21 protein-coding genes are annotated in these 25,201 nt (G+C 38.0%); 17 read left to right on the top strand and 4 right to left on the bottom strand.

The window, feature by feature from the left end; genetic code table 11:
• Positions 1 to 6 precede the first annotated feature (6 nt).
• The 16 genes from AC3WV0_RS16425 (at position 7) to AC3WV0_RS16350 (ending at position 15,549) form a co-directional block, all read left to right on the top strand.
• Positions 7 to 522 carry a hypothetical protein gene (locus AC3WV0_RS16425; RefSeq protein ID WP_488847156.1) on the top strand — a complete coding sequence of 172 codons (516 nt, stop codon included), beginning with the start codon at positions 7 to 9 and terminating at the stop codon, positions 520 to 522.
• 145 nt (positions 523 to 667) lie between these two features.
• Positions 668 to 1,018, top strand: a complete 351-nt coding sequence (locus AC3WV0_RS16420; protein WP_089999671.1) for an immunity 51 family protein — start codon at positions 668 to 670, stop codon at positions 1,016 to 1,018.
• Between the two features lie 147 nt (positions 1,019 to 1,165).
• Positions 1,166 to 2,491, top strand: a complete 1,326-nt coding sequence (locus AC3WV0_RS16415; protein ID WP_488847155.1) for a sigma-54-dependent transcriptional regulator — start codon at positions 1,166 to 1,168, stop codon at positions 2,489 to 2,491.
• 793 nt (positions 2,492 to 3,284) lie between these two features.
• Positions 3,285 to 4,979, top strand: a complete 1,695-nt coding sequence (kdpA, locus tag AC3WV0_RS16410; protein WP_488847154.1) for a potassium-transporting ATPase subunit KdpA — start codon at positions 3,285 to 3,287, stop codon at positions 4,977 to 4,979.
• 349 nt (positions 4,980 to 5,328) lie between these two features.
• The gene (gene kdpB / locus AC3WV0_RS16405; protein WP_488847153.1) at positions 5,329 to 7,368 is read left to right on the top strand and encodes a potassium-transporting ATPase subunit KdpB; all 2,040 of its coding nucleotides are present in this window, start codon (positions 5,329 to 5,331) and stop codon (positions 7,366 to 7,368) included.
• Positions 7,369 to 7,593: 225 nt separating this feature from the next.
• Entirely contained in the window at positions 7,594 to 8,142 is a 549-nt protein-coding gene (gene kdpC, locus AC3WV0_RS16400; RefSeq protein ID WP_488847152.1) for a K(+)-transporting ATPase subunit C, read from the top strand.
• Positions 8,143 to 8,156: 14 nt separating this feature from the next.
• On the top strand, positions 8,157 to 9,242 hold the full coding sequence (locus AC3WV0_RS16395; protein ID WP_488847151.1) for a porin: 1,086 nt from the start codon (positions 8,157 to 8,159) through the stop codon (positions 9,240 to 9,242).
• Positions 9,243 to 9,472: 230 nt separating this feature from the next.
• A complete protein-coding gene (locus AC3WV0_RS16390; protein ID WP_488847150.1) occupies positions 9,473 to 10,582 on the top strand; it encodes a sensor protein KdpD in 1,110 nt (369 codons plus the stop codon).
• Positions 10,583 to 10,587: 5 nt separating this feature from the next.
• Complete coding sequence (locus AC3WV0_RS16385; RefSeq protein ID WP_488847149.1) at positions 10,588 to 12,303, top strand: ATP-binding protein; 1,716 nt, start codon at positions 10,588 to 10,590, stop codon at positions 12,301 to 12,303.
• Between the two features lie 37 nt (positions 12,304 to 12,340).
• Positions 12,341 to 12,577, top strand: a complete 237-nt coding sequence (locus tag AC3WV0_RS16380) for a hypothetical protein (protein WP_488847148.1) — start codon at positions 12,341 to 12,343, stop codon at positions 12,575 to 12,577.
• Entirely contained in the window at positions 12,559 to 12,849 is a 291-nt protein-coding gene (locus AC3WV0_RS16375; protein WP_488847147.1) for a type II toxin-antitoxin system RelE/ParE family toxin, read from the top strand. The genes AC3WV0_RS16380 and AC3WV0_RS16375 overlap by 19 nt, the downstream gene beginning before the upstream one ends.
• Positions 12,850 to 12,951: 102 nt before the next feature.
• Positions 12,952 to 13,260: a hypothetical protein gene (locus AC3WV0_RS16370; protein WP_488847146.1), complete on the top strand. Its 309-nt coding sequence runs from the start codon at positions 12,952 to 12,954 to the stop codon at positions 13,258 to 13,260.
• Between the two features lie 40 nt (positions 13,261 to 13,300).
• On the top strand, positions 13,301 to 13,864 hold the full coding sequence (locus AC3WV0_RS16365; protein ID WP_488847145.1) for a YdeI/OmpD-associated family protein: 564 nt from the start codon (positions 13,301 to 13,303) through the stop codon (positions 13,862 to 13,864).
• Between the two features lie 50 nt (positions 13,865 to 13,914).
• On the top strand, positions 13,915 to 14,313 hold the full coding sequence (locus tag AC3WV0_RS16360; RefSeq protein ID WP_488847144.1) for an immunity 22 family protein: 399 nt from the start codon (positions 13,915 to 13,917) through the stop codon (positions 14,311 to 14,313).
• A 5-nt stretch (positions 14,314 to 14,318) separates the two neighbouring features.
• Positions 14,319 to 14,873 (top strand): hypothetical protein, encoded by a 555-nt coding sequence (locus AC3WV0_RS16355; protein ID WP_488847143.1) that lies wholly within the window; start codon positions 14,319 to 14,321, stop codon positions 14,871 to 14,873.
• A 349-nt stretch (positions 14,874 to 15,222) separates the two neighbouring features.
• A complete protein-coding gene (locus tag AC3WV0_RS16350) occupies positions 15,223 to 15,549 on the top strand; it encodes an FEKKY domain-containing protein (RefSeq protein ID WP_488847142.1) in 327 nt (108 codons plus the stop codon).
• 50 nt (positions 15,550 to 15,599) lie between these two features.
• Here AC3WV0_RS16350 and polA read toward each other — a convergent pair whose 3' ends face one another.
• From polA to AC3WV0_RS16335, 3 genes are all read right to left on the bottom strand, one after another.
• Entirely contained in the window at positions 15,600 to 18,446 is a 2,847-nt protein-coding gene (gene polA, locus AC3WV0_RS16345) for a DNA polymerase I (RefSeq protein ID WP_488847141.1), read from the bottom strand.
• A gap of 87 nt (positions 18,447 to 18,533) precedes the next feature.
• The gene (locus AC3WV0_RS16340) at positions 18,534 to 18,698 is read right to left on the bottom strand and encodes a hypothetical protein (protein ID WP_488847140.1); all 165 of its coding nucleotides are present in this window, start codon (positions 18,696 to 18,698) and stop codon (positions 18,534 to 18,536) included.
• Between the two features lie 585 nt (positions 18,699 to 19,283).
• On the bottom strand, positions 19,284 to 19,418 hold the full coding sequence (locus AC3WV0_RS16335; RefSeq protein WP_488847139.1) for a hypothetical protein: 135 nt from the start codon (positions 19,416 to 19,418) through the stop codon (positions 19,284 to 19,286).
• Between the two features lie 560 nt (positions 19,419 to 19,978).
• On the opposite strand from AC3WV0_RS16335, the gene AC3WV0_RS16330 reads away from it, so the two are divergent.
• Positions 19,979 to 22,843 carry a M16 family metallopeptidase gene (locus AC3WV0_RS16330; RefSeq protein WP_488847138.1) on the top strand — a complete coding sequence of 955 codons (2,865 nt, stop codon included), beginning with the start codon at positions 19,979 to 19,981 and terminating at the stop codon, positions 22,841 to 22,843.
• A gap of 84 nt (positions 22,844 to 22,927) precedes the next feature.
• On the opposite strand, the gene AC3WV0_RS16325 is transcribed toward AC3WV0_RS16330, so the two are convergent.
• Positions 22,928 to 25,066 carry a S46 family peptidase gene (locus tag AC3WV0_RS16325; protein WP_488847137.1) on the bottom strand — a complete coding sequence of 713 codons (2,139 nt, stop codon included), beginning with the start codon at positions 25,064 to 25,066 and terminating at the stop codon, positions 22,928 to 22,930.
• Between the last annotated feature and the right edge of the window lie 135 nt (positions 25,067 to 25,201).

Here is a 25,201-nt window from a genome sequence, read left to right as displayed (position 1 = left end):
TTAGAAATGTTTAATAAATTATCAGAAAAAGAAATCTTAAAAGAATTGGATGAAAATATAAGGCCGAAAAAAATAACTAACGTTGAGTTATTCAACGATTTTTATTCATACTTTCTATCAACTTATACAGATGTTGAGATTACGCCTGATATTAATATTTTTAGTTACGAAAATGCTATTAAAGAGAATAAATATATAGAGGAAAATTATCCTGATATAGCGGACTTTCTATTTATAATTGGAACAACTGGACAAGGTGATAGCTGGTTTATAAATAAAAAGAACGGTAATATTTTATTTTATGATCATAATCAAGGAGAATATTCGGGACATGACAGTTTCATTGATCTTAATATTTCTTTTATGGAATTTTTACAGATGGCGTTTCTATATCGAGATTTGGAAAAGTTACTAGATGATCAGGATGATGAAATTGAAGATCAACAAATTAATAATTTCAAGGAAACAGTGAATTCTATAAAATCTGATCTATATCAGTTATATCCCTTCCAGTATTTTTAGTAATTATTAAATTCTTTTGAACGAATAAGATTCTGAGTCCATTATTTTATGAGGAAATTTTCCAAAGGAAAAGTTAATAAATGTTATAAAATAGCACCCAAGCCCAAAATTTATTATCTTTAATATCATTTAAAAATAATAAAGTATGGAAGCGTACAATTTTGAAACGGCGATTAAACCCTTTTTTTGGGTAGCCTCAGAAAAGACTTTTTCAGTATGTTTAAATGCAGGAACCTACAAACCCGAAATTTTCGAGTGGCGTAAAGATGAAGGTTTCGAAGGCAACGGATACGACTGGGCTTCACTGGCTAAAGTTTTTGTGGAAGAAAAAAGGCCCGACCTGGCAAATGAGATCAAATTCGATCCGGAAGCCGACATGTTCTGTGCCTATTCCGAGAATCCTGAACACTTAAAAGACTTTATCAAAGAATTCAAAAAAACCTGTGAAGACGAAGTTCAGATCCAGGATCTCTTCCTCAAAGCAGAAATAGATTAAAACACAATAAAAAAGGCCTCGATGAGGTCTTTTTTTGATTATACACTGTCAAAAATATCAAAGATGTTTCCTTAAAAATTTTAATATTAAAATCCACATCCCGAATAAATTCAATAAGTTTGCAACAGCTTTCCAAAAAATACCACCATGTCCGGAAACATTCTCATCATCGATGACGAGATCAAGCTCCTGAAACTCTTAGGAATGATTCTCTCCCAGGAAAATTTTAACGTAAAAGAAGCATCTACCGCAAGATCGGCGATGAATATGCTTGAACAATACGAATTTGATGTCGTATTAAGCGATGTCAGGCTTCCCGATGCCTTTGGTGTTGATCTGGTAAAAACCATCAAGACCAAATATCCTTATCTGGAAATTATTCTCATGACGGCTTTCGGGAACATTACGGATGCCGTTCAGGCAATGAAAAATGGGGCGTATGACTATCTGGTTAAAGGGGATGATAACGAAAAAATTATCCCGCTCGTATACAGGGCGCTGGATAAAGCTAAAGACAATGCGATAAGGAAAGCTCAGAAAAATGCGACTCAGAAAGGCTTTGAAGCCATTATAGGAACTTCACCACTTATTCTTCAGGCAAAAAAGCTTGCAGAAAAAGTAGCGGTTACCGATGCTACCGTGCTGCTGACCGGGGAAACCGGTACTGGAAAAGAAGTTTTTGCCAATGCCATCCACCAGGGAAGCGAGCGGAACAAGAATCATTTTGTCGCCATCAACTGTTCGGCATTCAGTAAAGAAATACTGGAAAGTGAGCTTTTCGGGCATAAAGCCGGAGCATTCACGGGAGCCATAAAAGATAAAAAGGGCTTGGTAGAAGAAGCCAACGGAGGGACCCTGTTCCTCGATGAAATTGGAGAAATGCCAATAGAGCTTCAGGCAAAATTACTTCGCGTCCTGGAAACCAAGGAATTTATCAAAATGGGGGAAACAAAAATTTCAACATCCGATTTCAGGCTGATTGCTGCAACCAATCGTGACCTGGAAGAAGAAATCAGACAGGGAAACTTTCGTGAAGATCTTTATTTCAGGTTGAATATTTTTGAAATCAGACTTCCTGCATTACGTGAAAGAAAAGAAGATTTAAAGGTTTTGGCCAAAAATTTTATCAGCGTATTTTCCGAAAAACTGCATATTTCCGATATACAGGTGGCGCCGGAATATTTTAAAGCCTTGGAAAAAAACGACTGGAAAGGAAACATCCGTGAGTTGAGGAATACCATAGAACGAAGTTTGATTTTGATGAATGACCATATTCTTGATGAAGAAAGCTTACCTCAATATTCCGCTAAAGTTTTAGATGAAAAAGACTCATTCAGTATGAGATCTCTTGAAAAAGAACACATCCAGAAGGTTTTACAGTACACGAAAGGCAATAAGGCCGAAGCTGCAAGATTATTGGAAATCGGGATTGCTACCCTGTACCGCAAGCTTGAAGAATATCATTTGAGGTAAGTGTACGCTAACAATTCTGACACCCCCAATACCGCCCATTACGAATTTAAGACAAATTTTCTCATCGACGAGAATGCATCGCTCGTTGCAGGCACCTTGCATCGTCCGTTGCAAGCATCATGTGTCGAGCGTTGCAAGCACCTTGTGTCGAGCGTTGCAATCATCTTGTGTCGCTCGTCACAAACACCTCTCCAGGAGATAAAGGAAATTGGAACCTAAAAAGTTCTTAACACTTAGCTAATTACAGCGCATTTATTTACCTTAAATAAACCATTTAATAATACAATTCTTTGTATATCCTTGTGATCAAAGAATGCATCATCCTCGAATTTACAGCATGATCAATATAAATCACAATCTATCATTTTAATAATGAGCCTATCATTTTGATAGGCTTTTGTGTTTTTTGGCATTTGCTTTAAATGTAATAAGGTGTTGTTTTTCAGTTGATTGAATTCATTATTTATTAAATGGAATTTTTTTTGGCATTAAGGATAAACAATAAAATATTATACAATGACAATTTCAAAAAAAACAGTTAAAAATCAGGAGCACTCGAAATTGAGTATACTGATTGTTTCATATGCAGTATTCACCCTTCTAACTCTTATTGTTGCGATATGATGCTGATCAGTTTAATCATCCTGTGTGTGGCCCTGTTCTGGGTTCTGTACCGTTCCGTTGAATTTTTTGACAAAATATAAGTATGTGGAGTTTATTTTTCCTTTCCGTTCTTGCCTTCGGGTACATCTGTTATGTCTTAATAAAACCCGAAAAATTTTAATCCGAAACAATGAATACAGAAATCTTAGGCATTATTGTCATGTTTGTCCTAACATTGGTGATCGGTATTTTCCTCGGAAAGTACATTGCTGATGTATATGGCTTGAAAAAAACTTTCTTGGATAAGATTTTTCAGCCTGTTGAAAATCTGATCTACAAAACCTCAGGGATCAATCCAAATAAACAGATGTCCTGGAAACAGAATATGCTGGCCATGCTCACCATTAATATGGTTTGGTTCATCATCGGTTTTTTTATATTGATGAATCAGTCATGGCTCCCCCTGAACCCCGACGGAAACCCCGATATGTCACCGGATCTGGCTTTCAATACGGCTATATCCTTTTTAGTTAATTGCAACCTGCAGCACTATTCAGGAGAAACCGGGCTGAGCTATCTCGGTCAGCTTTATCTGATGTTCTTACAATTTGTATCGGCAGCGACAGGAATGGCCGCTATGGCTGTTCTATTTAAAGCATTTAAAGATAAAACCACAACGGAACTAGGTAATTTCTACGATTTTTTTACGAGATCGGTCATCAGAATATTAATTCCAATAAATATTGTTGTAGCATTCATTCTTTCCGCTAACGGAAGCCCGATGACCTTTGAAGGAAAAGACCATATCACCACATTGGAAGGTCAGAAAGCAGAAGTTTCACGAGGTCCGGCAGCTGCATTTATTGCCATAAAGCACGTAGGGACAAATGGCGGTGGATTTTTTGGAGTCAACTCCGCACATCCGCTTGAGAATCCGAATTACCTTACCAATATGACCGAAATGATTGTACAGATGATCATTCCTTTCGCATTGGTTTTTGCATTAGGTTTTTATCTGCATAAAAGAAAACTGTCATGGACGATTTTTACCGTAATGACCATCGGATTTCTGGCCTTAAGCGTTCCGAATATTATTAATGAAACCAATGGAAATCCTTTGATTACCCAAATGGGAACCGATCCTCATCTCGGAGCGATGGAAGGTAAGGAAATACGTTTCGGAAGCGCAGCTTCAGCGTATTGGAGTATTGCAACAACGGTTATTTCAACAGGCTCAGTAAATGCGATGCACGACAGCACCATGCCTTTGTCGGGAATGAATGAACTGCTGGCGATGATGATCAACTGCTTCTATGGAGGTTGTGGTGTGGGAATTCTGAATTATTTTATTTTCATCATTCTTGCTGTATTCATCAGCGGACTCATGGTAGGAAGAACACCGGAATTTTTGGGAAAGAAAATCGAAGCCAAAGAAATGAAGATTGCTATGATTGTCGCTTTGTTTCATCCGTTTTTGATTTTAGCAGGTACAGCTGTAACGGCTTATTTGCCCGAATTCGGTGCCAAAACACTTAACAATCCGGGTTTTCATGGCTTTAGTGAAATGCTGTACGAATTTACCTCATCTTCCGCAAACAACGGATCCGGATTTGAAGGCCTGGGCGACAATACCCCATGGTGGAATATTTCTACGGGAATCGTTTTGCTCTTGTCAAGATTCATCCCGATCATCGGCCCTGTTGCCATTGCAGGACTGCTGGCTCAGAAGAAATACATTCCTGAAAGTGCCGGAACCCTGAAAACAGATACTGCCACCTTCGGATTCATGACCTTAGCTGTTATCTTACTGATTGCTGCATTATCCTTCTTCCCTGCGCTGACATTAGGCCCAATCGCAGAACAGTTACAATATTTTTCTAAATAAATAATTAAACCATTAAGACTTACTTAAGAAGTTAGGAATAATAATTTCATCAAATTAAGCTTTAAAATATTCCTTGAATATTTCTTAACTCAGACTTAATTCCTTAATAAAACTCTTAATGGTTCAAAATAAAAAGTCATTCAAAAGCAATGAAAAATCAGTCACAGATTTTATTTGTATTAAAAAATTTTTCTAAATAAATAATTAAACCATTAAGACTTACTTAAGAAGTTAGGAATAATAATTTCATCAAATTAAGCTTTAAAATATTCTTTGAATATTTCTTAACTCAGACTTAACTCCTTAATAAAACTCTTAATGGTTCAAAATAAAAAGTCATTCAAAAGCAATGAAAAATCAATCACAGACTTTATTTCAGAAAGATCTGGTTAACGAAGCCATTCAACAGTCTTTCGTTAAGCTGAATCCGAAAATTATGTTTAAAAATCCGGTTATGTTCCTGGTGGAAATCGGAACCGTAGTAATGCTCATCGTAAGCTTGTTTAGTTTAACCGGTGATCAATCACAAGGCAGTTTCAGCTATAATTTTTTAGTTTTCATCATCTTATTTTTCACGGTCTTATTTGCCAATTTTGCCGAAGCGATTGCCGAAGCCAGGGGAAAAGCACAAGCCGATACGTTAAGAAAAACCCGTGAAGAAACGCCTGCCAAAGTAGTGATAAATCCTCAACCGGGATTTCAGGTGGAAACTGTTCTTAAAAAATCAGCCGACATGAAGTTGGGAGATATTTTCTTATGCGAAGCTGGCGATCAGATCCCGATGGACGGAGAGATTATTGAAGGGCTGGCTACCATCGACGAATCGGCTATTACCGGGGAAAGTGCTCCTGTCATTCGTGAAGCAGGAGGGGACAAAAGCTCAGTAACCGGTGGTACAAAAGTACTCTCCGACAGGATAAAAGTAAAAGTAACCACAAAACCGGGAGAATCTTTTCTTGACAAAATGATTGCCCTGGTAGAAGGCGCTTCAAGACAAAAAACACCAAACGAAATCGCACTCACTATATTATTAGCTGGGTTTACGCTGACCTTCATCATCGTTACCGTTACCCTGAAACCTTTTGCAGATTATGCGCAGACACCGATCACGATCGCGGCATTTATTTCACTTTTCGTTTGCCTGATTCCTACAACGATTGGCGGTCTGCTTTCTGCGATCGGAATTGCCGGGATGGACAGAGCCTTAAGAGCCAATGTCATCACCAAAAGTGGTAAAGCCGTGGAAACAGCCGGAGATATTGATGTTCTCCTTTTGGATAAAACAGGAACGATCACCATCGGTAACCGTAAGGCAACACAATTTCATCCGTCAGACAATATCGAGCTGGATGAATTTATCAAAGCATCTGCATTGAGCTCAGTAGCTGATGAAACGCCTGAAGGCAAATCAATCATTGAATTAAGTCAGTTGAAACCTGAAGAACTGCTTGTTCCGAATCCTTCGTACATCGAATTTACGGCAGAAACAAGAACTTCAGGAATTGATTTTGAAAATACAAGAATCCGTAAAGGAGCGTATGATACCATTAAAAAGATCACGGAAAAAGCAGGAAATATTTTCCCGCAGGAAACTCAGGAAGCCGTAACCAACATCTCTGAAAACGGAGGAACACCGTTGGTCGTGTCGGTCAATGAAAAAGTATGGGGCGTGATTGAACTTCAGGACATCATCAAAACCGGCATTCAGGAACGTTTTCAGCGGTTGAGAAAAATGGGTGTAAAAACGGTGATGGTAACGGGTGATAATCCCTTAACCGCAAAATTTATCGCAGAAAAGGCAGGGGTGGATGATTTTATCGCCGAAGCCAAGCCGGAAGACAAGATGAATTACATCAAAAAAGAACAGCAGGAAGGAAAACTGGTCGCCATGATGGGAGACGGCACGAATGATGCACCCGCCCTTGCCCAGGCCGATGTTGGTGTCGCCATGAACAGCGGAACACAGGCTGCCAAAGAAGCCGGGAATATGGTAGATCTCGATAACGATCCTACGAAACTAATCGAAATTGTAGAAATCGGAAAGCAATTATTGATGACCAGGGGAACCCTTACAACCTTCAGCATTGCGAATGATGTTGCTAAATATTTTGCGATCATTCCAGCACTGTTTATCACATTCATTCCAGCCCTGCAAAAGCTGAATATTATGAATCTTCACAGCCCTGAATCGGCAATTTTATCGGCCATTATTTTTAATGCGATCATCATTCCGATCCTTATTCCGTTGGCTTTGAAAGGAGTGGCTTACAAACCGATCGGTGCCAGTGCCTTATTAAGAAGAAATCTTCTGATCTATGGACTGGGAGGAATTATCGCACCGTTCATAGGGATTAAGCTCATCGACATGGCAATCAGCCTGTTTTTTTAGAAATGCTTGAAGATGGATGCTGGAAGTTGATAATATACCGTTTTAATTTAACTATTAAAAGAAAAAGACTTTTGGATAATTTCCATCATCCCGCTTCCATCACCCATCCGTTCAGCAAATAAACACAACTTAAGAATGCCAGAAGCTGATCATAGAACTATTTTAACTTCCATCCTCAAGCTTCCATCATCCATCCTTTAACACAACATAAAAATTTAACTCAAAATGAAAAACCACATTATATCCGCATTAAAACTGACTCTTGTTATGTTTGTGATTGTAGGAATCTATCTTGGTGTCGTATATGCCGGCTCAAAAGTTTTACCCACCCAGGGAAATGCAGAAATTATCAATTATAAAGGTCAAAAATTCTACGCCAATATCGGACAGAAATTTACATCTGCTAAATATTTCCATGGTCGTCCGTCTGCCGCAGATTACAATGCCGCCGGAAGTGCCGGAAGCAATAAAGGTCCCAGCAATGAAGAATATCTTCAAACGGTTCAGAAAAGAATAGACACCTTAAAAATGCAGAATCCGGAAATGCATAATGTAAAAGTTCCCATAGAGCTGGTAACTGCCAGCGGAAGCGGACTGGATCCTGATATTTCTCCCGAAGGGGCTTTATACCAGGCAAAAAGAATTGCTAAAGAAAGAAATATTTCAATTGATAAAATTGAAAATCTTATCAACAATCAAACGGAAAAATCATTTTTCGGACCGTCTAAAATCAATGTTTTAAAATTAAATATTGCACTTAACGAATTACACTAATTTTGTATTAACTCATGAAAAAATATATCGTTGCCAGTTTTATTTTAGGAATATTTTTCCCAAAAGCACAGTCAGCAGACTCTTTAAAAACAAATAGTAAAATCACTTTTTCTGCCTATGCAGAATTATTCTATACTTATGATTTTAACGAGCCTTCCAATCACATCCGTCAGAATTTTTTATACTCCTACAACCGTCATAATGAATTGAATCTGAATCTTGGACTGGTAAAAGGATCTTATCAGGATGAAAATTTCAGAGCAAATCTGGCTCTGATGGCAGGAACCTATGCTCAGGATAATATGGCTGCTGAACAGGACGCACTACGCTATGTTAATGAAGCTAATATCGGAATCAAGATTTCAAAAACCAAAAACTTATGGATTGATGCCGGAATTATGCCGTCTCATATTGGATGGGAAAGTGCAATCGGAAAGGACAATATTAATCTTACCAGAAGCTTAGCGGCGGAAAATTCGCCATATTTTGAAACAGGAGGCAAAATCTCTTATACTTCAGACAATGGAAAATGGTTCCTGAGCGCTCTGATCTTAAACGGATGGCAGCGTATTGCCAAGCCTGAAGGTAATCAAACCATTTCTTTCGGACATCAGCTGACCTACAAACCAAATGAAAAGATTACCCTGAACAGCAGTTCTTTCATCGGAAATGATAAAGCAAAAACCGAAAAAAGAATGCGCTATTTCCATGATCTGTATGGAAGTTTTCAATTAACTGACCGGTTTTCAACAATACTCGGATTTGATATCGGTGCAGAACAAAAGGAAAAAGGCAGTGAAAGTTACAACATATGGTATTCTCCGAATGTTTTATTAAAATATCAGCTTGACAGTCAATGGGCTTTAGCCGGAAGATTGGAATATTACAGCGATAAAAACGGAGTTATTATTAATACCGATACACTCAATGGTTTTCAGACATTTGGATATTCTTTGAATGTAGATTATGCGATTTCTAAAAATGTCGTTTTTCGGACGGAAGCAAGAAGTTTTAGTTCTAAAGATGCCATTTTCATGAAAAATGATGAAATTAAAAAAGGAAACTTTTTTATCACAACAAGCCTCGCAGCCTGGTTTTGATGGGCTGGAGCTGGGTGAGAGATTCTGGAAGTAAGTGAGTGTGTATTTTGTTAATCACGGATTTTTACAGATGATTTTTTTTACAGGCTGGAAGCTGGAAGATAAATTTTGATTAAAAAGTAATCCAATTAGAAATAGCGCTTTGAAAACCTCCATCTTCCATCTTCAGCACCCATCACCCCAGTATTTCAGACCTCAATGCAAAAATTCAAACTCAAAAAATTAAATCCATGCCGTCAGCAAAAGATTTTTTAGAACTGATTCAAAAATCCAGAAAAGGAAAGTTTAAGATTTATATCGGTATGAGTGCAGGCGTAGGAAAAACTTTCCGGATGCTCCAGGAAGCGCATGCTCTTTTACGAAACGGGATTGATGTAAAAATCGGATACATCGAAACCCACGGAAGGGAAGAAACTCAGGCATTGGTGGAAGGTATTCCCGAAATCCCGAGGAGATCGTCGTTTTATAAAGGTAAAAATCTGGAAGAAATGGATCTTCAGACGATTATTAACAGCCATCCCGAAGTCATTCTCGTGGATGAGCTGGCACATTCCAATATTCAGGGTTCAAAAAATAAAAAAAGATGGCAGGACGTACTCGAAATACTGGACAACGGGATCAACGTGATCAGTGCGGTGAATATCCAGCATATTGAAAGTTTAAATGAAGAAATAAAAAAAATTACAGGAATTGAAGTTTCGGAAAGAATTCCTGATAAAATTTTAGGACTTGCAGACGAATTGGTAAATATTGATCTTACGGCAGATGAGCTTTTAACCCGATTGAAAGAAGGTAAAATTTATAAAAAAGATAAAATTCAGATCGCATTACAGAACTTTTTTCAGAGCGGGCATATTCTGCAGCTTCGTGAGCTTGCCCTAAAAGAGGTCGCTACCCATGTCGAAAAAAAAGTGGAAACAGAAATCAGAACTGAAAATTTTAAGCCTGTAAAATTTCTCGCCTGTATCAGCAGCAACGGGAAGGTTGCCAAAAATATCATTCGGAAAACGGCGAGGCTAGCGAGTTATTATAATAGTCCGTGGACCGTTCTTTACATTCAGAGACCATCCGAAAGCCTTGAAAAAATTGCCCTGGATAAACAGCGTTATCTAATTAATAATTTTAATTTAGCACAGGAATTGGGCGCCAAAGTCATTCGTGTGAAAAGCAACAGCCTTCACAAAGGGATCATGGAATATGTTGTGGAGCACAATATCACCACGGTATGCATGGGAAAACCGCACGCAAGATTATGGCAGAGGATCTTCGGCTACAGCTGGATTTACCCCCTGATGAACCGCCTCAATGAACGGCAGATCGATATTATTATTTTATCCTGAAATCGATGAAACTAAAAACAAAACTTACCTTAGGTGTCGGTCTTCTTTTTTTACTGATTGTTCTGCTTTCAGTCATGGGCTCCGTTTACATCAATAAACTGAAATCGGATACCGAAAAGATTCTTAATGCCAATTACAACAGTATTGAATTTTCCAAGAATATGCTTTTGGCACTTGACAGGATGGGAACTGACAGCGCTGTGGCCATACAGACTTTTAAGAAAAATAATCAGCTTCAGGAAGAAAACCTGACAGAATTAGGGGAAAGGGAAGCTACCCAAAGCCTGAACGTGCATTTTAACAACTACCTGAATCATCCAGATCCTGAAAAAGAGAAACTCATCCGCGAGGATCTCGTAAAGATCATGACCCTCAATATGAAAGGGATTGAAAGGAAAAGTGATATGGCCATCATTACCGCAGAAAATGCTACATTCTGGATCGTCAGCCTGGGTACCGTCTGCTTTTTGATTGCTTTTGTGCTTTTATTTAATCTTCCTCAGACCATTGCGGAACCGATTAGTCAGCTTACCTTCAGTATCCGGCAGATTGCCAATAAAAATTACAGTGAAAGAGTTCACTTCAAAGGAAGCGAGGAATTCAATGATCTTGCGGAATCATTTAATGTCATGGCTGAAAAACTTCAGGAATATGAAAGCAGTACGCTGTCTAAACAGCTGATGGATAAAAAGCGCATTGAAACGCTTGTGAATAATATGCACGATGCAGTTATTGGTCTTGACGAAAATCATTTCATCTACATGATTAATGATGAAGCTTTAAAGATTACGGATTTAAACAAAGAAGAAATTATCGGGAAAACCGTCCATGAAGTGGCGGTAAACAACGATCTGATCAGGGAACTGCTAAAAAATATAGATCATCCTCAAAAAGATCCCATCAAAATTGTTTCCGGTCATAAAGAGAATTATTTTGAACAGGAAGTCATTCCCATCAATATTGTAAAAACGGGCGAGAAAGAGAAAAAGTACATTGGAAGAGTGATTCTTCTCCGAAATATTACACCTTTTAAAGAGCTGGATTTTGCCAAAACGAATTTTATTGCGACCATTTCTCATGAATTGAAAACCCCTATTTCAGCCATTAAAATGGGCGTTCAGCTGTTGGAAAATCAGAAGTTCGGAGAATTGAATGACCTGCAGAAAGAGCTGTTGAACGGGATCAATGAAGACGGACAGCGCCTTCTGAATATTACCGCAGAACTTTTGAATTTATCACAGGTTGAAACGGGAAATATCAGATTAAATATCGAACGTTGTTCTCCGAAAGAGATGGTTCAGACTGCGATAAAAAATGTGGAAAAACTTGCAGAGCAGAAGAATATTTCCATTAAAACCCAGTTTGAAATTGAAGATTCTGATTTTGTGGCAGCCGATTTTGATAAAACCGTTTGGGTAATGAATAATTTCCTAAGTAATGCCATTAAGCATTCTTTTCAGGATGAAAGCATTTCCGTAAAGGTGGAAAAATATGAAACATCCGTAAAATTCTGCGTTACCGATAGCGGGAAAGGCATTGATGAAAAGTACCACCGTCAGATCTTCGACCGCTATTTCCAAGTTCCGGGCGAGCATCAGAACGGTACAGGCCTCGGATTGGCCATTTCTAAAAATTTTATTGAAAAGCAACACGGTGAAATCGGCGTGAAAAGCTCGCTGAATCAGGGGAGTAGTTTTTATTTTTTGCTGCCGTTGGTTTAGAGAAAATTCTTTACATTTGAATATAAAATTCAAAAGGATGAATGCATCAGATTTAAAAATTAATTTAATCCAAAGAATTACTCAACTGAAAGAACAAAGGATTGTTGAGGAGATTCAAAAGCTTTTAGATTTTGAATTGGATACTGGTGAATATATTCTTACCGATTCTCAAAAAGACAGAATTGCAGAAGCCCAACAGGAATATAAGAGTTCTGCATTTCTTACCGACGAACAAGCCAATCAGGATATTGAACAATGGCTAAAAGAAAAATAATCTGGACCCTGAAGGCTCAAATCGAAAGAAAAGAAGTCCTTGAATACTGGATATCCAGAAACAAGTCTAAAACATTCAGCATAAAGCTTAATAAGCTAATTACGGATGCTCTTCAATTACTCTCTGAAAACCCAACCCTAGGAAGAAAAACAAATGCTGCAAATGTAAGAGTTAAAATTGTTCGTAATTATTTAGTCTTTTACGAATTTTCCGATTCTGAATTGATTGTTCTTTCAGTTTGGGATGGAAGAAGGTATGAGCCAGCTTATTAATATAAAAAAGATCCTTCTTTCTCACAAAATTGAATTGACCAATAAGAATAATTGATCTATTATTCAAGTCAAATGATTAATTTTGATATCTGTAAAATAAGGATGATAGCCGACCTACACTTATATTTAGCTGAAATCTGCGAAAAATTTAACTTAAAGCAAAGAGCATTTAATGGCCTAGAAGAAATTTTTCAAAATAATCTTAATGAAGATTTAGATGGATATGATTTAAACAAAATCCACATGGTATTTGATGGATATGAGTTTAAAATTCTTCATTCATTTTTTCCTCCGACGATTGATACAAAAATAAGTCTCTATACTAATGAAAGCTTATTACCCATTGGATATTATAAATTACAGACAAATTTAAAAGGGGAAACAATTGATGATTTTTTCTTTCTCGAATAAAAAGATCACTGGAGTCAGTAAAATATTAATCGAATTCAAAATGAAACCAACTTTCTTCCCCACACCACAGGAATTCCGCCAATGGCTTCAAAAAAACCATCAGACAGCAAAAGAACTGCTGGTAGGCTTTTACAAAGTCGGATCCGGAAAACCGTCTATGACCTGGTCTGAATCCGTAGATCAGGCTTTATGCTTCGGCTGGATTGACGGTGTGAGAAGATCAATTGATGAAGAAAGCTACAGCATCCGGTTTACTCCAAGAAAATCAACAAGCATCTGGAGTGCCGTGAATATAAAAAAGATGGAGGAACTGACAGATGCCGGGCTTATGACCGAAGCGGGTCAGAAAGCTTTTGAACTTAGAAAAGAAGAAAGATCGGCAATTTACTCCCATGAAAATGAAACCGCTACATTGAGTCCGGAATTTGAAAAACAGTTCAGGAGAAATAAAAAAGCATGGGAATTTTTTAACAATCAGGCTCCGTCATATAAAAAAGCTATGCTGCACTGGATTATGAGCGCAAAACAGGAAAAGACAAGAATTTCAAGATTGGAGAAGACAATTGAGGAAAGTGAATCGGGAAAAAGAGTACCAAGATTCTGATACTTCTTTAATATTATCATAACTTTGGCGCTTTAAATTAAGAGTTAGTAATGAATACAGATACATTAGATTTTTGGGTAGGAAATTTCAACAGTGAAGACGATTTTTATGATTTTGTGGAGGAAGATGAAAACTATTATCTTCTTGAAGAATCTGATGATATCCATATTTCAAAATTTGCGGAATCACAGGATACGGTCTGGCTCGATCACGATTTCGTAGAATATGGTTTTGAGGGTGGCAACAGAACGATCTATGAAAAATTTGCAGAATATTCTTTTGCCGAGCAATGGTTGCCAATTCTGGTCAACAGACTCAATGAGATCAATTTGAAATTTGAAGTTAATGCCATCATTTTTCTGAATAAAGGTCAGGTTCCGAAACCTGTTTCTGTCGAAAATGATTTTTTTTCGCTGACGTATGTGGGCGGAATTGAATTTAGTGTCTGAAACTTATGAAAGCACAGATAAGAAATTACGAAAATCTGTTAAAAGTTTTTGCAGAACTTAGAAAATTCGGAATTATTACGAATGCTGATATTACAGATTGGGCAGATGAAATTCTAGCTTCAGAGAATCTATCTGAATATGAATTTATTGAAATTTCTATTACTAAAAATACTCATGATCTGATTGTAATTTTAGACAAGAATTCTCAACATGCCGATTTGGAAATAGTTTGCCGGGCAATGCTTGGAATCCTTTACCATTCGTTAACAGCATCCCTGGAATTTAAAAAAGCACTTAAAGTTATCTACGAAATTTCTTATGAAGAGAAGCTGACGAATGATGAGCAGTTTCTGCTGTATGGATTTTCAGAAATTTCAATGTATGATCTTAGAGGTAATTACGAAGGTTTTCGCCTTTTTAAAGAAGATCTTATCGAATTTTTAAAAATTTATAAAGATTTCACACTGACAAATCATAAAGAATGGAATCTGATTAATGAAGCTCTTGCGACCAATCTTACCGAAAAACTGAAAAAAATAAATTATAATTATCCTTATTGATAAGCATTAAATTTGAATATTGTGCATAAAAATATATCCAGAAAATTATTAATTGTAAATATTGCTGTTTTAGTAATAGTTATTGTAGTATACATTTTCGGGTATTATATCCTCAATTACCCTTTAAACTTTAATTTTTTTCAGATTGTAAAGGATTGCGAAATCCACTATCTCGGTATTGCTCTGCTATTCTTGGCTTTGATTTCTTGGATGATCAGTACTTTGAAAATTAAAAATTTTAATGCGGTCAGCAAATTTCTTCTGGTGTATACAATACTTTGTGGTTTACTACTGGGTTATTTTCTTTATGCTACTGTTGACTCTTATATTTCAACCCGAAAAGCAATTAATGAAATTGAAAATAAAATACATTCAACAGGCGAAGGAAGATATAAAAAAAGACAACGTTACCTATCGATTTTCGGGCGGATTTTCTATTCCGGAATACGATGCTGAAACACTTGATAAAATTGACAGCATCCGAAAAAAATTTGGAATAAATTATGAAAATACAGGCTGTACCATTGATGCCATTGATAGGGAAGGGCAAAAGAAATATGAAGAGATCGTAAAACCTTACCTTGAAAAAAGAAATGGAAAAGGCTGGAAAGAAAAAATGAATAAGGAAACTGATAATTTAAAAAAGGTAACAATACCAAATATAGGCAATAGATAAATATCAAAAACTTCCACAAATCGTGGAAGTTTTTATATTTAAATTTATAATTAATGCGCTTCCAGCCAGTTATTACCAACACCCACTTCTACCAGCAACGGAACCTGCGTCTCAATCGCATTTTCCATTTCCATTTTAATGATGTTGGTGGCAACTTCAATTTCATCAACCGGCGATTCAAAAACCAATTCGTCATGTACCTGCAACAGCATTCTGGTTTGTAGCTTTTCCTTTTCCAACTCTTTTTGAATTTTAATCATCGCCATTTTCACCACATCAGCGGCACTTCCCTGAATTGGGGCGTTCACCGCATTTCTTTCGGCGTGACCACGCACGACAAAATTATTGGAATTAATATCTTTTAAGTGACGTTTTCTTCCCAGAATGGTTTCCACATAACCGATTTCCCGGGCTCTTTTCACCTGCTCTGCCATGTATTCCTTCAGTTTCGGATAAGTAGCGTAATAGGCGTCGATCATCTGTTTAGCTTCACTTCTGGATAATCCGGTCTGCTCGGCGAGGGCAAATGCTCCCTGTCCGTATAAAATTCCGAAGTTTACGGTTTTGGCCTGGCTTCGCTGGATTTTTGAAACCTCTTCAAGTGGAATATCAAATAATCTCGCCGCTGTAGAAGCGTGGATATCTTCTCCGTTCTGGAAAGCCTTGATCATATTATCTTCCCCGGAAATTTCAGCGATCAGACGCAGTTCGATCTGTGAATAATCGGCAGAAATGATCTTTTTACCTTCTCCGGCAACAAATGCTCCACGGATCTGCTGACCTCTCAATGTCCTGATCGGAATGTTCTGAAGGTTCGGATTTACACTTGCCAGACGACCAGTGGCTGCAGTGGTCTGTGAGAAATTGGTGTGAACACGATTGTCTGTTTTTTCAATCTGTGACGGCAATGCATCCACATAGGTTGATTTTAATTTCTGATAAGTTCTGTATTCAAGAATATGCTGGATGATTTCATGTTTGGACGCCAGTTTTTGAAGGATATCTTCCGAAGTGGCATATTGTCCGGTTTTGGTTTTCTTGGCTTTCGGATCGAGCTGCAGTTTTTCGAAAAGAATATCTCCAAGCTGCTTGGGTGAATTGACGTTAAATTCTTCTCCAGAAAGTTCGAAAATTTTTGCTTCAAGCTGCTTCAGATCATTTTCCAGATCAATGCTTTCCTGGGCAAGCCATTTTTCATCAAGAGAAATTCCGGCCAGTTCCATTTTAGCCAAAACTTCCATTAAAGGCATTTCGATACTGAAGAACAGGTCTTCTAAGTTTTCTTTTTTCAATTGTGGGGCAAAAAGCTCATACAGCTGGAAGGTTACGTCAGCATCTTCTGCCGCATAGTCAGTTTGAGTCCTGAGATCTGCATCCCTGAAATTTCCCTGTTTTTTACCTTTTTTTCCGATGATGGTTTCAATGGAAACGGGTTTGTAGCCCAGGTACATTTCAGAAAGATAATCCATTCCGTGTCTGCCGTCAGGATTTAAAAGATAATGGGCGATCATCGTGTCGAACATAGCGCCTTTTACCGTAATATTATATCTTCGGAGGATTTTATAGTCAAACTTCAAATTGTGCGCTACTTTGATGAGATCTTCTTTTTCGAAAAAAGGTCTGAAAATTTCCAGAGTCTGCAATACTTCACCCTGATCTTCCGATAAAGGGATGTAGTAAGCCAGTCCTTTTTTATAGCTGAAACTCATTCCCACAAGCTCGGCTTCCAATTCATTTAGAGAGGTCGTTTCCGTATCGAAGCACACGACTTTTTGCTTCAGGAGATTTTGGACAAGAATCTTCTGAGCTTTAGGGTTATCAATAAACTGATACAGATGATCATTCTGTTCAATGGTAGATTTTGTGGAAGTTGCCTGATCCAGTTCTTCGTACGTCGCAAAAAGATCCAGCTGTCCCACTGCCTGTGCGACTTTCTGCTGTGGCGTTTCCGCAATGGTAATATCTACCTCGGCAATTACAACAGGTCCCGGAGACGTGGTTGCAAAAGCACGGTAAAGATTTTCATAGAGCCTTCTGAATTCTATTTCGTCAAAAACCTCTTTTACTTTTTCAAAATCGGGAGTCTCCAGATCATACTGTTCCTGGTGGAATTCAATAGGGGCATCACAGATAATGGTGGCCAGCTTTTTAGATAAAATTCCACGCTCTGCCGAAGCTTCTACTTTTTCTTTAAGCTTGCCTTTCAGTTTGTCTGTGTTGGCTAAAAGCGTTTCAATGTTTCCGAATTCTTTCAGGAATTTCATGGCTGTTTTTTCGCCCACCCCTTCAAGCCCGGGAATATTATCTACGGAGTCACCCATCATGGCCAGGAAATCAATGACCTGTTTGGGATCTTCAATTTCATATTTGGCCTTAACTTCTTCTACGCCTAAAATCTCAATGTCCCCACCTTTTAAGCCCGGCTTATAAATTTTGATCTTATCGGTAACAAGCTGTGCAAAATCCTTATCAGGAGTTACCATGAATGTGGTATAACCTTCTTTTTCTGCCTTACAGGCAATGGTTCCGATCACGTCATCTGCTTCATATCCCGGAACTCCTAAAATAGGAATATGCATGGCCTGCAAAATTCTGTGAATATACGGAATGGCATTCTGAATGGCTTCCGGCGTTTCGCTTCTGTTGGCTTTATATTCTGAAAAATCTCCCGTTCTGATGCTGGCTTCACCCACATCGAAAACGACGGCAAGATGCGTAGGTCTTTCCCTTCTGATCAGCTCGATCAGGGAATTGGTAAATCCGAAAATGGCAGAAGTATCAAGCCCTTTGCTGGTAAGCCTGGGATTTCTGATCAGAGCATAATATCCTCTGAAAATCATTGCATAAGCATCAATGAGAAATAATCTTTTATCTTGAGTTGCGTCTATATTGTCCATAAGGAACAAATATAAGAAAAAGTGTTCTTTTTATATTGAAATATGGGAATGATTAACCAGAGATATTAATGAATGCAATTTGATGTTTCAATAATTGAAAACCACCCTTTTTGCCTCAAATTTGAACCTTTTAGACTGGTTGTTGAGCCTTTTAGATTCGTCGTTGAGCCTTTTTGCCTGGTCGTTGAGTCTTTTAAACTGGTTTTTGAGTCTTTTTACCTCGTTGTTGAGTCTTTTATACTCAAAATCCACTCTTTTGAGTGATCGTTGAGTGTTTTAAACTGGTTTTTGAGTCTTTTTACCTCGTCGTTGAGTCTTTTATACTCGAAATCCACTCTTTTTGCCTGGTTGTTGAGTCATGAAGGTTCAACTTTGAGTCTTTTTTGGCGCGATGATTTCAGAATTAACCACAAAAGTCACAAAAGATAATTACAGCGCAATGATTTAAATACATTGGCAAAGAATCAAACACAATGTTTGTCCTTCCCGAAGGGAATCTCAACATAGTATTAGAGATTCGCATGGAAAGATTCACGTCTGGATTCCCCTGCAGGAATGACAATCGAGACGCATATCCGGCACTCCCTATGAAAATCTTTGATTTTATTTCTGTGTTCTCACCATGAACCCAGGGATATAATACAATTATAAAGAATCAAACACCATGTTTGTCCTTCCCGAAGGGAATCTCAACGTAGTATTAGAGATTCGCATGGAAAGATTCACGTCTGGATTCCCTGCGGGAATGACAATCGAGACCCATATTCTGGCACTCCCTATGAAAATCTTTGATTTTATTTCTGTGTTCTAACCATGAACCCAGGGATATAAGTACATTTACAAAGAATCAAACACCATGTTTGTCATTCCCGAAGGGAATCTCAACGTAGTATTAGAGATTCGCATGGAAAGATTCACGTCTTGATTTCCTGCAGGAATGACAAGCGAGACGCATATTCTGGCACTCTTCATGAAAATCTTTGATTTTATTTCTGTGTTCTAACCATGAACCCAGGGATATAAGTACATTTACAAAGAATCAAACACCATGTTTGTCATTCCCGAAGGGAATCTCAACGTAGTATTAGATATTCGCATGGAAAGATTCACGTCTGGATTCCCTGCGGGAATGACAAGCGAGACGCATATCTGGCACTCCCTATGAAAATCTTTGATTTTATTTCTGTGTTCTAACCATGAACCCAGGGATATAATACAATTACAAAGAATCAAACACAATGTTTGTCCTTCCCGAAGGGAATCTCAACATAATATTAGAGATTCGCATGGAAAGATTCACGTCTGGATTCCCTGCGGGAATGACAAGCGAGACGCATATTCTGGCACTCAATGAAAATCTTTGATTTTGTTCTAAAATATGCGCAAAGTTTTAACCTAAATCTTTTGTGACTTTTGTGGTTATAAAAAGCTAAACAGACTCAACCTCAGCGAATCTTGACAAAACACATAGAGTTCTTTTTGTATTGCTTACATTTGTACGGCATTCTGGTTTTAGAATGAAAATGATTGATATGGCAGAAAAAAAATACAGCGAAACAATTCATAAAGATAAAAATTACGAATACATTACGGTCTCCAATGATGAAAACGGGGTAAGAATCTACACTTTGAAAAATGGTTTAAAAGTTTTTCTAGCCCAGAATTTTGATGCTCCCAGGATTCAGACCTATATTCCGGTAAGGACCGGGAGCAATAATGATCCTTCCGACAATACGGGCCTGGCACATTATCTTGAACATATGATGTTTAAAGGAACCTCAAAGCTCGGTACGCAGAATTGGGAAAAGGAAAGTGCATTGCTAAATCAAATTTCGGATCTGTACGAAGAACATAAGGCTGAGTCTGATCCTGAAAAGAAGAAAGTCATTTACCGTAAAATAGATGAGCTTTCACAGGAAGCAAGTCAATACGCCATTGCCAATGAGTATGACAAAGCTATTTCTTCATTGGGAGCTACAGGTACCAATGCCCACACATGGTTTGATGAGACAGTTTACAAAAATAATATTCCCAACAATGAGCTGGAAAAATGGCTGAAAATTGAAAAGGAAAGATTTTCAGAATTGGTGTTAAGGCTTTTTCATACGGAGCTGGAATCAGTGTATGAAGAATTCAACAGGGCGCAGGATAATGATTCCAGATTGGTTCAGTATGAGCTGATGGATGCTCTTTTTCCGAATCATCCTAACGGTCAGCAAACTACTTTAGGAAAGGCGGAACACCTGAAGAATCCTTCTATGAAAGCGATTCATACTTATTTTGACGAATATTACGTTCCGAATAATTATGCAATGGTGATGGTTGGAGATCTTGATTTTGATGAAACCATCAGGCTCATTGATCAGTATTTCGGAGCCATTTCTTACAGAGAGCTGCCGAAAAAAACGCCAGTTATCGAACAACCTATTTCAGGCATTGTTGAAAGAACTGTTAAAAGTCCGACAACCCCAAGAGTTCAGCTGGCGTGGAGAACGGATAGCTACGGAACAAGAGAAGTGATGCTTGCTGATATCGTCGCCAATATTTTAAGCAACAGGGGAGAAGCAGGATTATTGGATTTAAATATCAATCAGACCCAAAAATTGCTATGGGCACAGGCTTATTCCATAGGCTTGAAACAGTATGGCTATTTTTCTATTGTGGCTGTTCCGAAGGAAACACAGACTTTAGAAGAAGCAAAAGACCTGGTACTCGGGCAGATTGAGCTGGTAAAAAAAGGAGATTTTCCGGACTGGATGCTGACGGCGATCATTAATGATTTTAAAATTCAAAGAATGAAAGCGCTGGAAACAGCTGACGGGCTGGCTACCAACCTGTACGACACATACATCAAAGGCAGAACCTGGGAGCAGGAGCTGAATGAAATGGACGAATATGCGAAATTTACCAAGGAAGATGTTATCAGTTTTGCCAACGAGTTTTTTAAAGAGAATTATGTGATCATAAATAAAGAGAAAGGAATTAATGATAAACTGATCCGCGTTGAAAACCCCGGAATTACTCCGGTAAAGATTAATCGTGAGGCTCAGTCTGAATTTCTCAAGCAGATTTTGGCAGAAAAAACAGAAGATATTCAGCCGGAATTTATCGATTATGATAAAGAAATTCTTACGGATGTGGTCAAAGGTAAAAAGCTGAGCTTCGTCAAAAACAGATACAATGATATTGCGCAGGTACACTTTATCTTTCCTTTCGGAAGTGATCATGACCGTGACCTCGGGACTTCTACACAGATTCTTCAATATTTGGGAACAGAAAAGTTTTCACCGGATGATCTGAAAAAAGAGTTTTTTAAAATCGGAATCACAAATGATTTTAAAACAACAAACGATCAGCTTACGATTTCACTGAACGGTCTTGAAGAAAATATCCCTAAAGGTATTGAGCTTTTGCAGCATTGGATGAAGGAGGTAAAACCTGATCAGGAAATCTATGAACAGTTTGTGGAAACCATGCTTGAAAACCGTGCGGCCGTAAAGAAAGATAAGGCCCGCATCATGACAGCTTTAACGAATTATACCAAGCTTAGCGAGTTTTCCAGATTCACGGATGTCATCTCAAAAGAAGAGCTTGAAAGCAGTAATGTTGAGGTCTTTACGGAAAGAATTAAAAAACTTTTCCATTTTCCGTACCAGATATTTTTCTATGGAAGAGATGTTGAAGTTTTTAAAGGCTATATCGGAAAATATATTGAGACGGAAAGTATAGTTATCCCGGAACCTAAAATTTATCCCGAACCCGAAACCACCGGAAATGTTTATTTTACAAGCTACGACATGGTACAGATGGAAATGAGCCGTGTAGGGAAGGGGCAAATGGTCGATACTGCAAACTTCGGAAAGATCAATGTGTTTAATGAATATTTCGGCAGAGGATTGTCGTCTATTGTTTTCCAGGAGATTCGTGAAAGCAAGAGCCTTGCTTATTCCGCGTATGTTTCTTATGCTGCCAATTCGGAACTGAATCATCCGGATTATATCACAACGTATATCGGTACCCAGCCGGATAAACTACAGATTGCAGTAGATACCATGACCGAGCTGATGGCTGAGCTTCCTGAAGTTCCGGCACAGTTTGAAAACGCGAGAAATGCAGCGTTGAAGCAGATTGCTTCCACAAGGATTACCAGGACGAATATTTTCTTTAATACGTTAAGGCTTAAAAAACTGAATATTGATTATGATTTCAGAAAAGATATTTATCAGCAGATCGAAAGCCTGAAGTTTGAAGATCTGAAGGACTTTTATAACAATTATATTAAATCAGTACATTTTAATACTGCCATTATTGGTAAGAAAGAAAATCTCAATAGGGAGGCTGTGAACAAGATTGGAGATTTTAAAGAAGTCAGTTTGAAAGATATTTTCGGACATTAATCCAAAGACGTTTTTAGAACCTCTAAAGAGTTAAAAAATAACCCCGAAGTAAATTTTCGGGGTTTATTATTGTTTTGATTAAAACTATTTCACGATTTTCATTTCATTAATAAGCCATTTTGAATCGGCAAATTTATCAATGATGAAGAGGATATATTTTGTATCCACCATGATATTTCTGCTGAAACGCGGATCGTAATTAATGTCACTCATCGTTCCTTCCCACTGTCTGTCGAAGTTTAGTCCGACAAGATTTCCGTTGGCGTCCAGAGCTGGACTTCCGGAGTTTCCTCCTGTTGTGTGGTTGGTGGCTGTAAATCCTACCGGTACATCACCTGTTTTATCCTTATATGGACCGAAATCTTTTTTGGTATAAAGGTCAATCAGTTTTTTAGGAACATCAAATTCATAGTCTCCCGGAACGTATTTTTCCATTACTCCGGCAAGATGCGTCTGATAGCTGTAAGAAACGGCATCTCTTGGTGAAGAACCTTTCACTTTTCCATAGGTAACACGCAATGTAGAATTGGCATCCGGGAAGAATTTTCGGTCTTTATCCGTAGCCATCTGCTGGGCCATATAGGTCTTTTGCAGCGCATCAATTTTGGTCTGAAGAGAAGTAAACTGGGGATCAGCCTTCGTCATATACGTATCTCTCATAGCCGTATAAATCTGGAAAACAGGATCTTTTTTCAGGGTCTTGATCAATTTATCCTGATTAGAGAAAGCTTTTTCAATGTCTTTGCTTAAAGAAGCGCCATTTACTTCACTTCTTCCTGTAATAATGGAATTTTTAGAAGCGTCTTCGATCGTCGGGATGTTTTGAGCCTCGTTTTTATACTTTTCAAATCCTGCAGGTAAGAATCGGGCATCTGTTTTATTAGCGTATAAAGCCAGTAATTTTGCCGTTACTTTTGCGTCGAGTTCGGCATTATAATCTTTGTAGAAAGAGGTGATTTTCTTTTTAAAGGCAGTTGTCCCCTTTTCATCCATTCTGCCTGTTTCTACTGAAGTGATATAATTGTAATACAGGTTGGCGAGCATCAAAGTCTCTGCATTTCTGATGGTTTCAGAATAATACGCATTATTTAAAGCAAACGGAGCCTGATCATTATAAAGTTTGTTTAGTTGATCTAAAGTCGTTTTGATTTCAGGATTTTTAGCCACTAAAGAACCTTCATACATCACTTTTTTCTCTACAGCATTAGATTTTTTTAAACCTTCCACTTCGCCGATCCATTTTTTCCAGTAATTCGCTACTGAAGCATATTTTGAAGCATATTGAATCCGTGTGGCATCATCGGTACGCATTTTTTCATCTAATGTTTTTAACGCTACATCTCTCACTGCAATTCTTGCAGGATCAATTTCTTTCATGATTTTTTCAACCGCAATGGCAGGAAGATATTCCGTGGTTCTTCCAGGAAATCCGAAAACGAATGTGAAATCATTTTCATTTTTATCTTTAATGGAAACTGGAAGGAAATGCTTTGGAACATATGGCACATTGTCTTTGGAGTATTCTGCCGGTTTGTTGTTTTTATCGGCATAAATCCTGAACATGGAGAAATCTCCGGTGTGTCTTGGCCAAACCCAGTTGTCGGTATCGGAGCCGAATTTTCCGATGCTTTGTGGCGGAGCTCCTACCAGACGGATATCTTTGTAGGTTTCGATGGTATAGGCGTAAAATTTATTTCCATAATACATCGGTTTTACGGAAATCGACTGGTACGGCTCGATCTTCTGTGAGTTTTTATAAATCTCAATATTTTTGGCGATCTGCTTGGAAAGCACGGGCTCCGTAAGATTGTCTGTACCTTGTAGGATCTGATTGGTAACTTCTTTTATGTCAACAATAAAATCGACAGTTACACCCGGATTCGGAAGTTCACCATCGGTATTTTTGGCCCAGAATCCGTTTGATAAAAGATCATTCTGAACGGTTGAATGTGCCTGGATCTGCCCGTAACCACAATGGTGATTGGTCAGTAATAAACCTTTGGGAGAAATGATTTCCGCAGTACAGCCGCCATTGAACTGTACTACTGCATCCTTAATGCTTGCTTTTTGAGGATTGAAGATCTCTTTGGCAGAGATTTTCATTCCCAGATCTTTCATTTCCTTTTCATTCAGCTCTGTCGGTATCCACATTCCCCCGTATTGCTGTGCAAACGTCATTACAGCCGGCAAAAGAAATACGGATAAGAGTATCTTTTTTGTCATAATCAAAATTTTGCTCCAATTTACGAAGAAATTACGAGTTTGGCATTTTTGGGTATGTCGGTTTTTTAATTTTGAAAATGAGATTGTTACAAAACGTAATCTACTTTTTGTACTGAATGGATCATAGATCAGCTG

Source organism: Chryseobacterium sp. 27AL (assembly GCF_057815395.1).
Note: the sequence above shows the minus strand (reverse complement) of the source record. Positions and strands in the feature narration are given on the sequence as shown.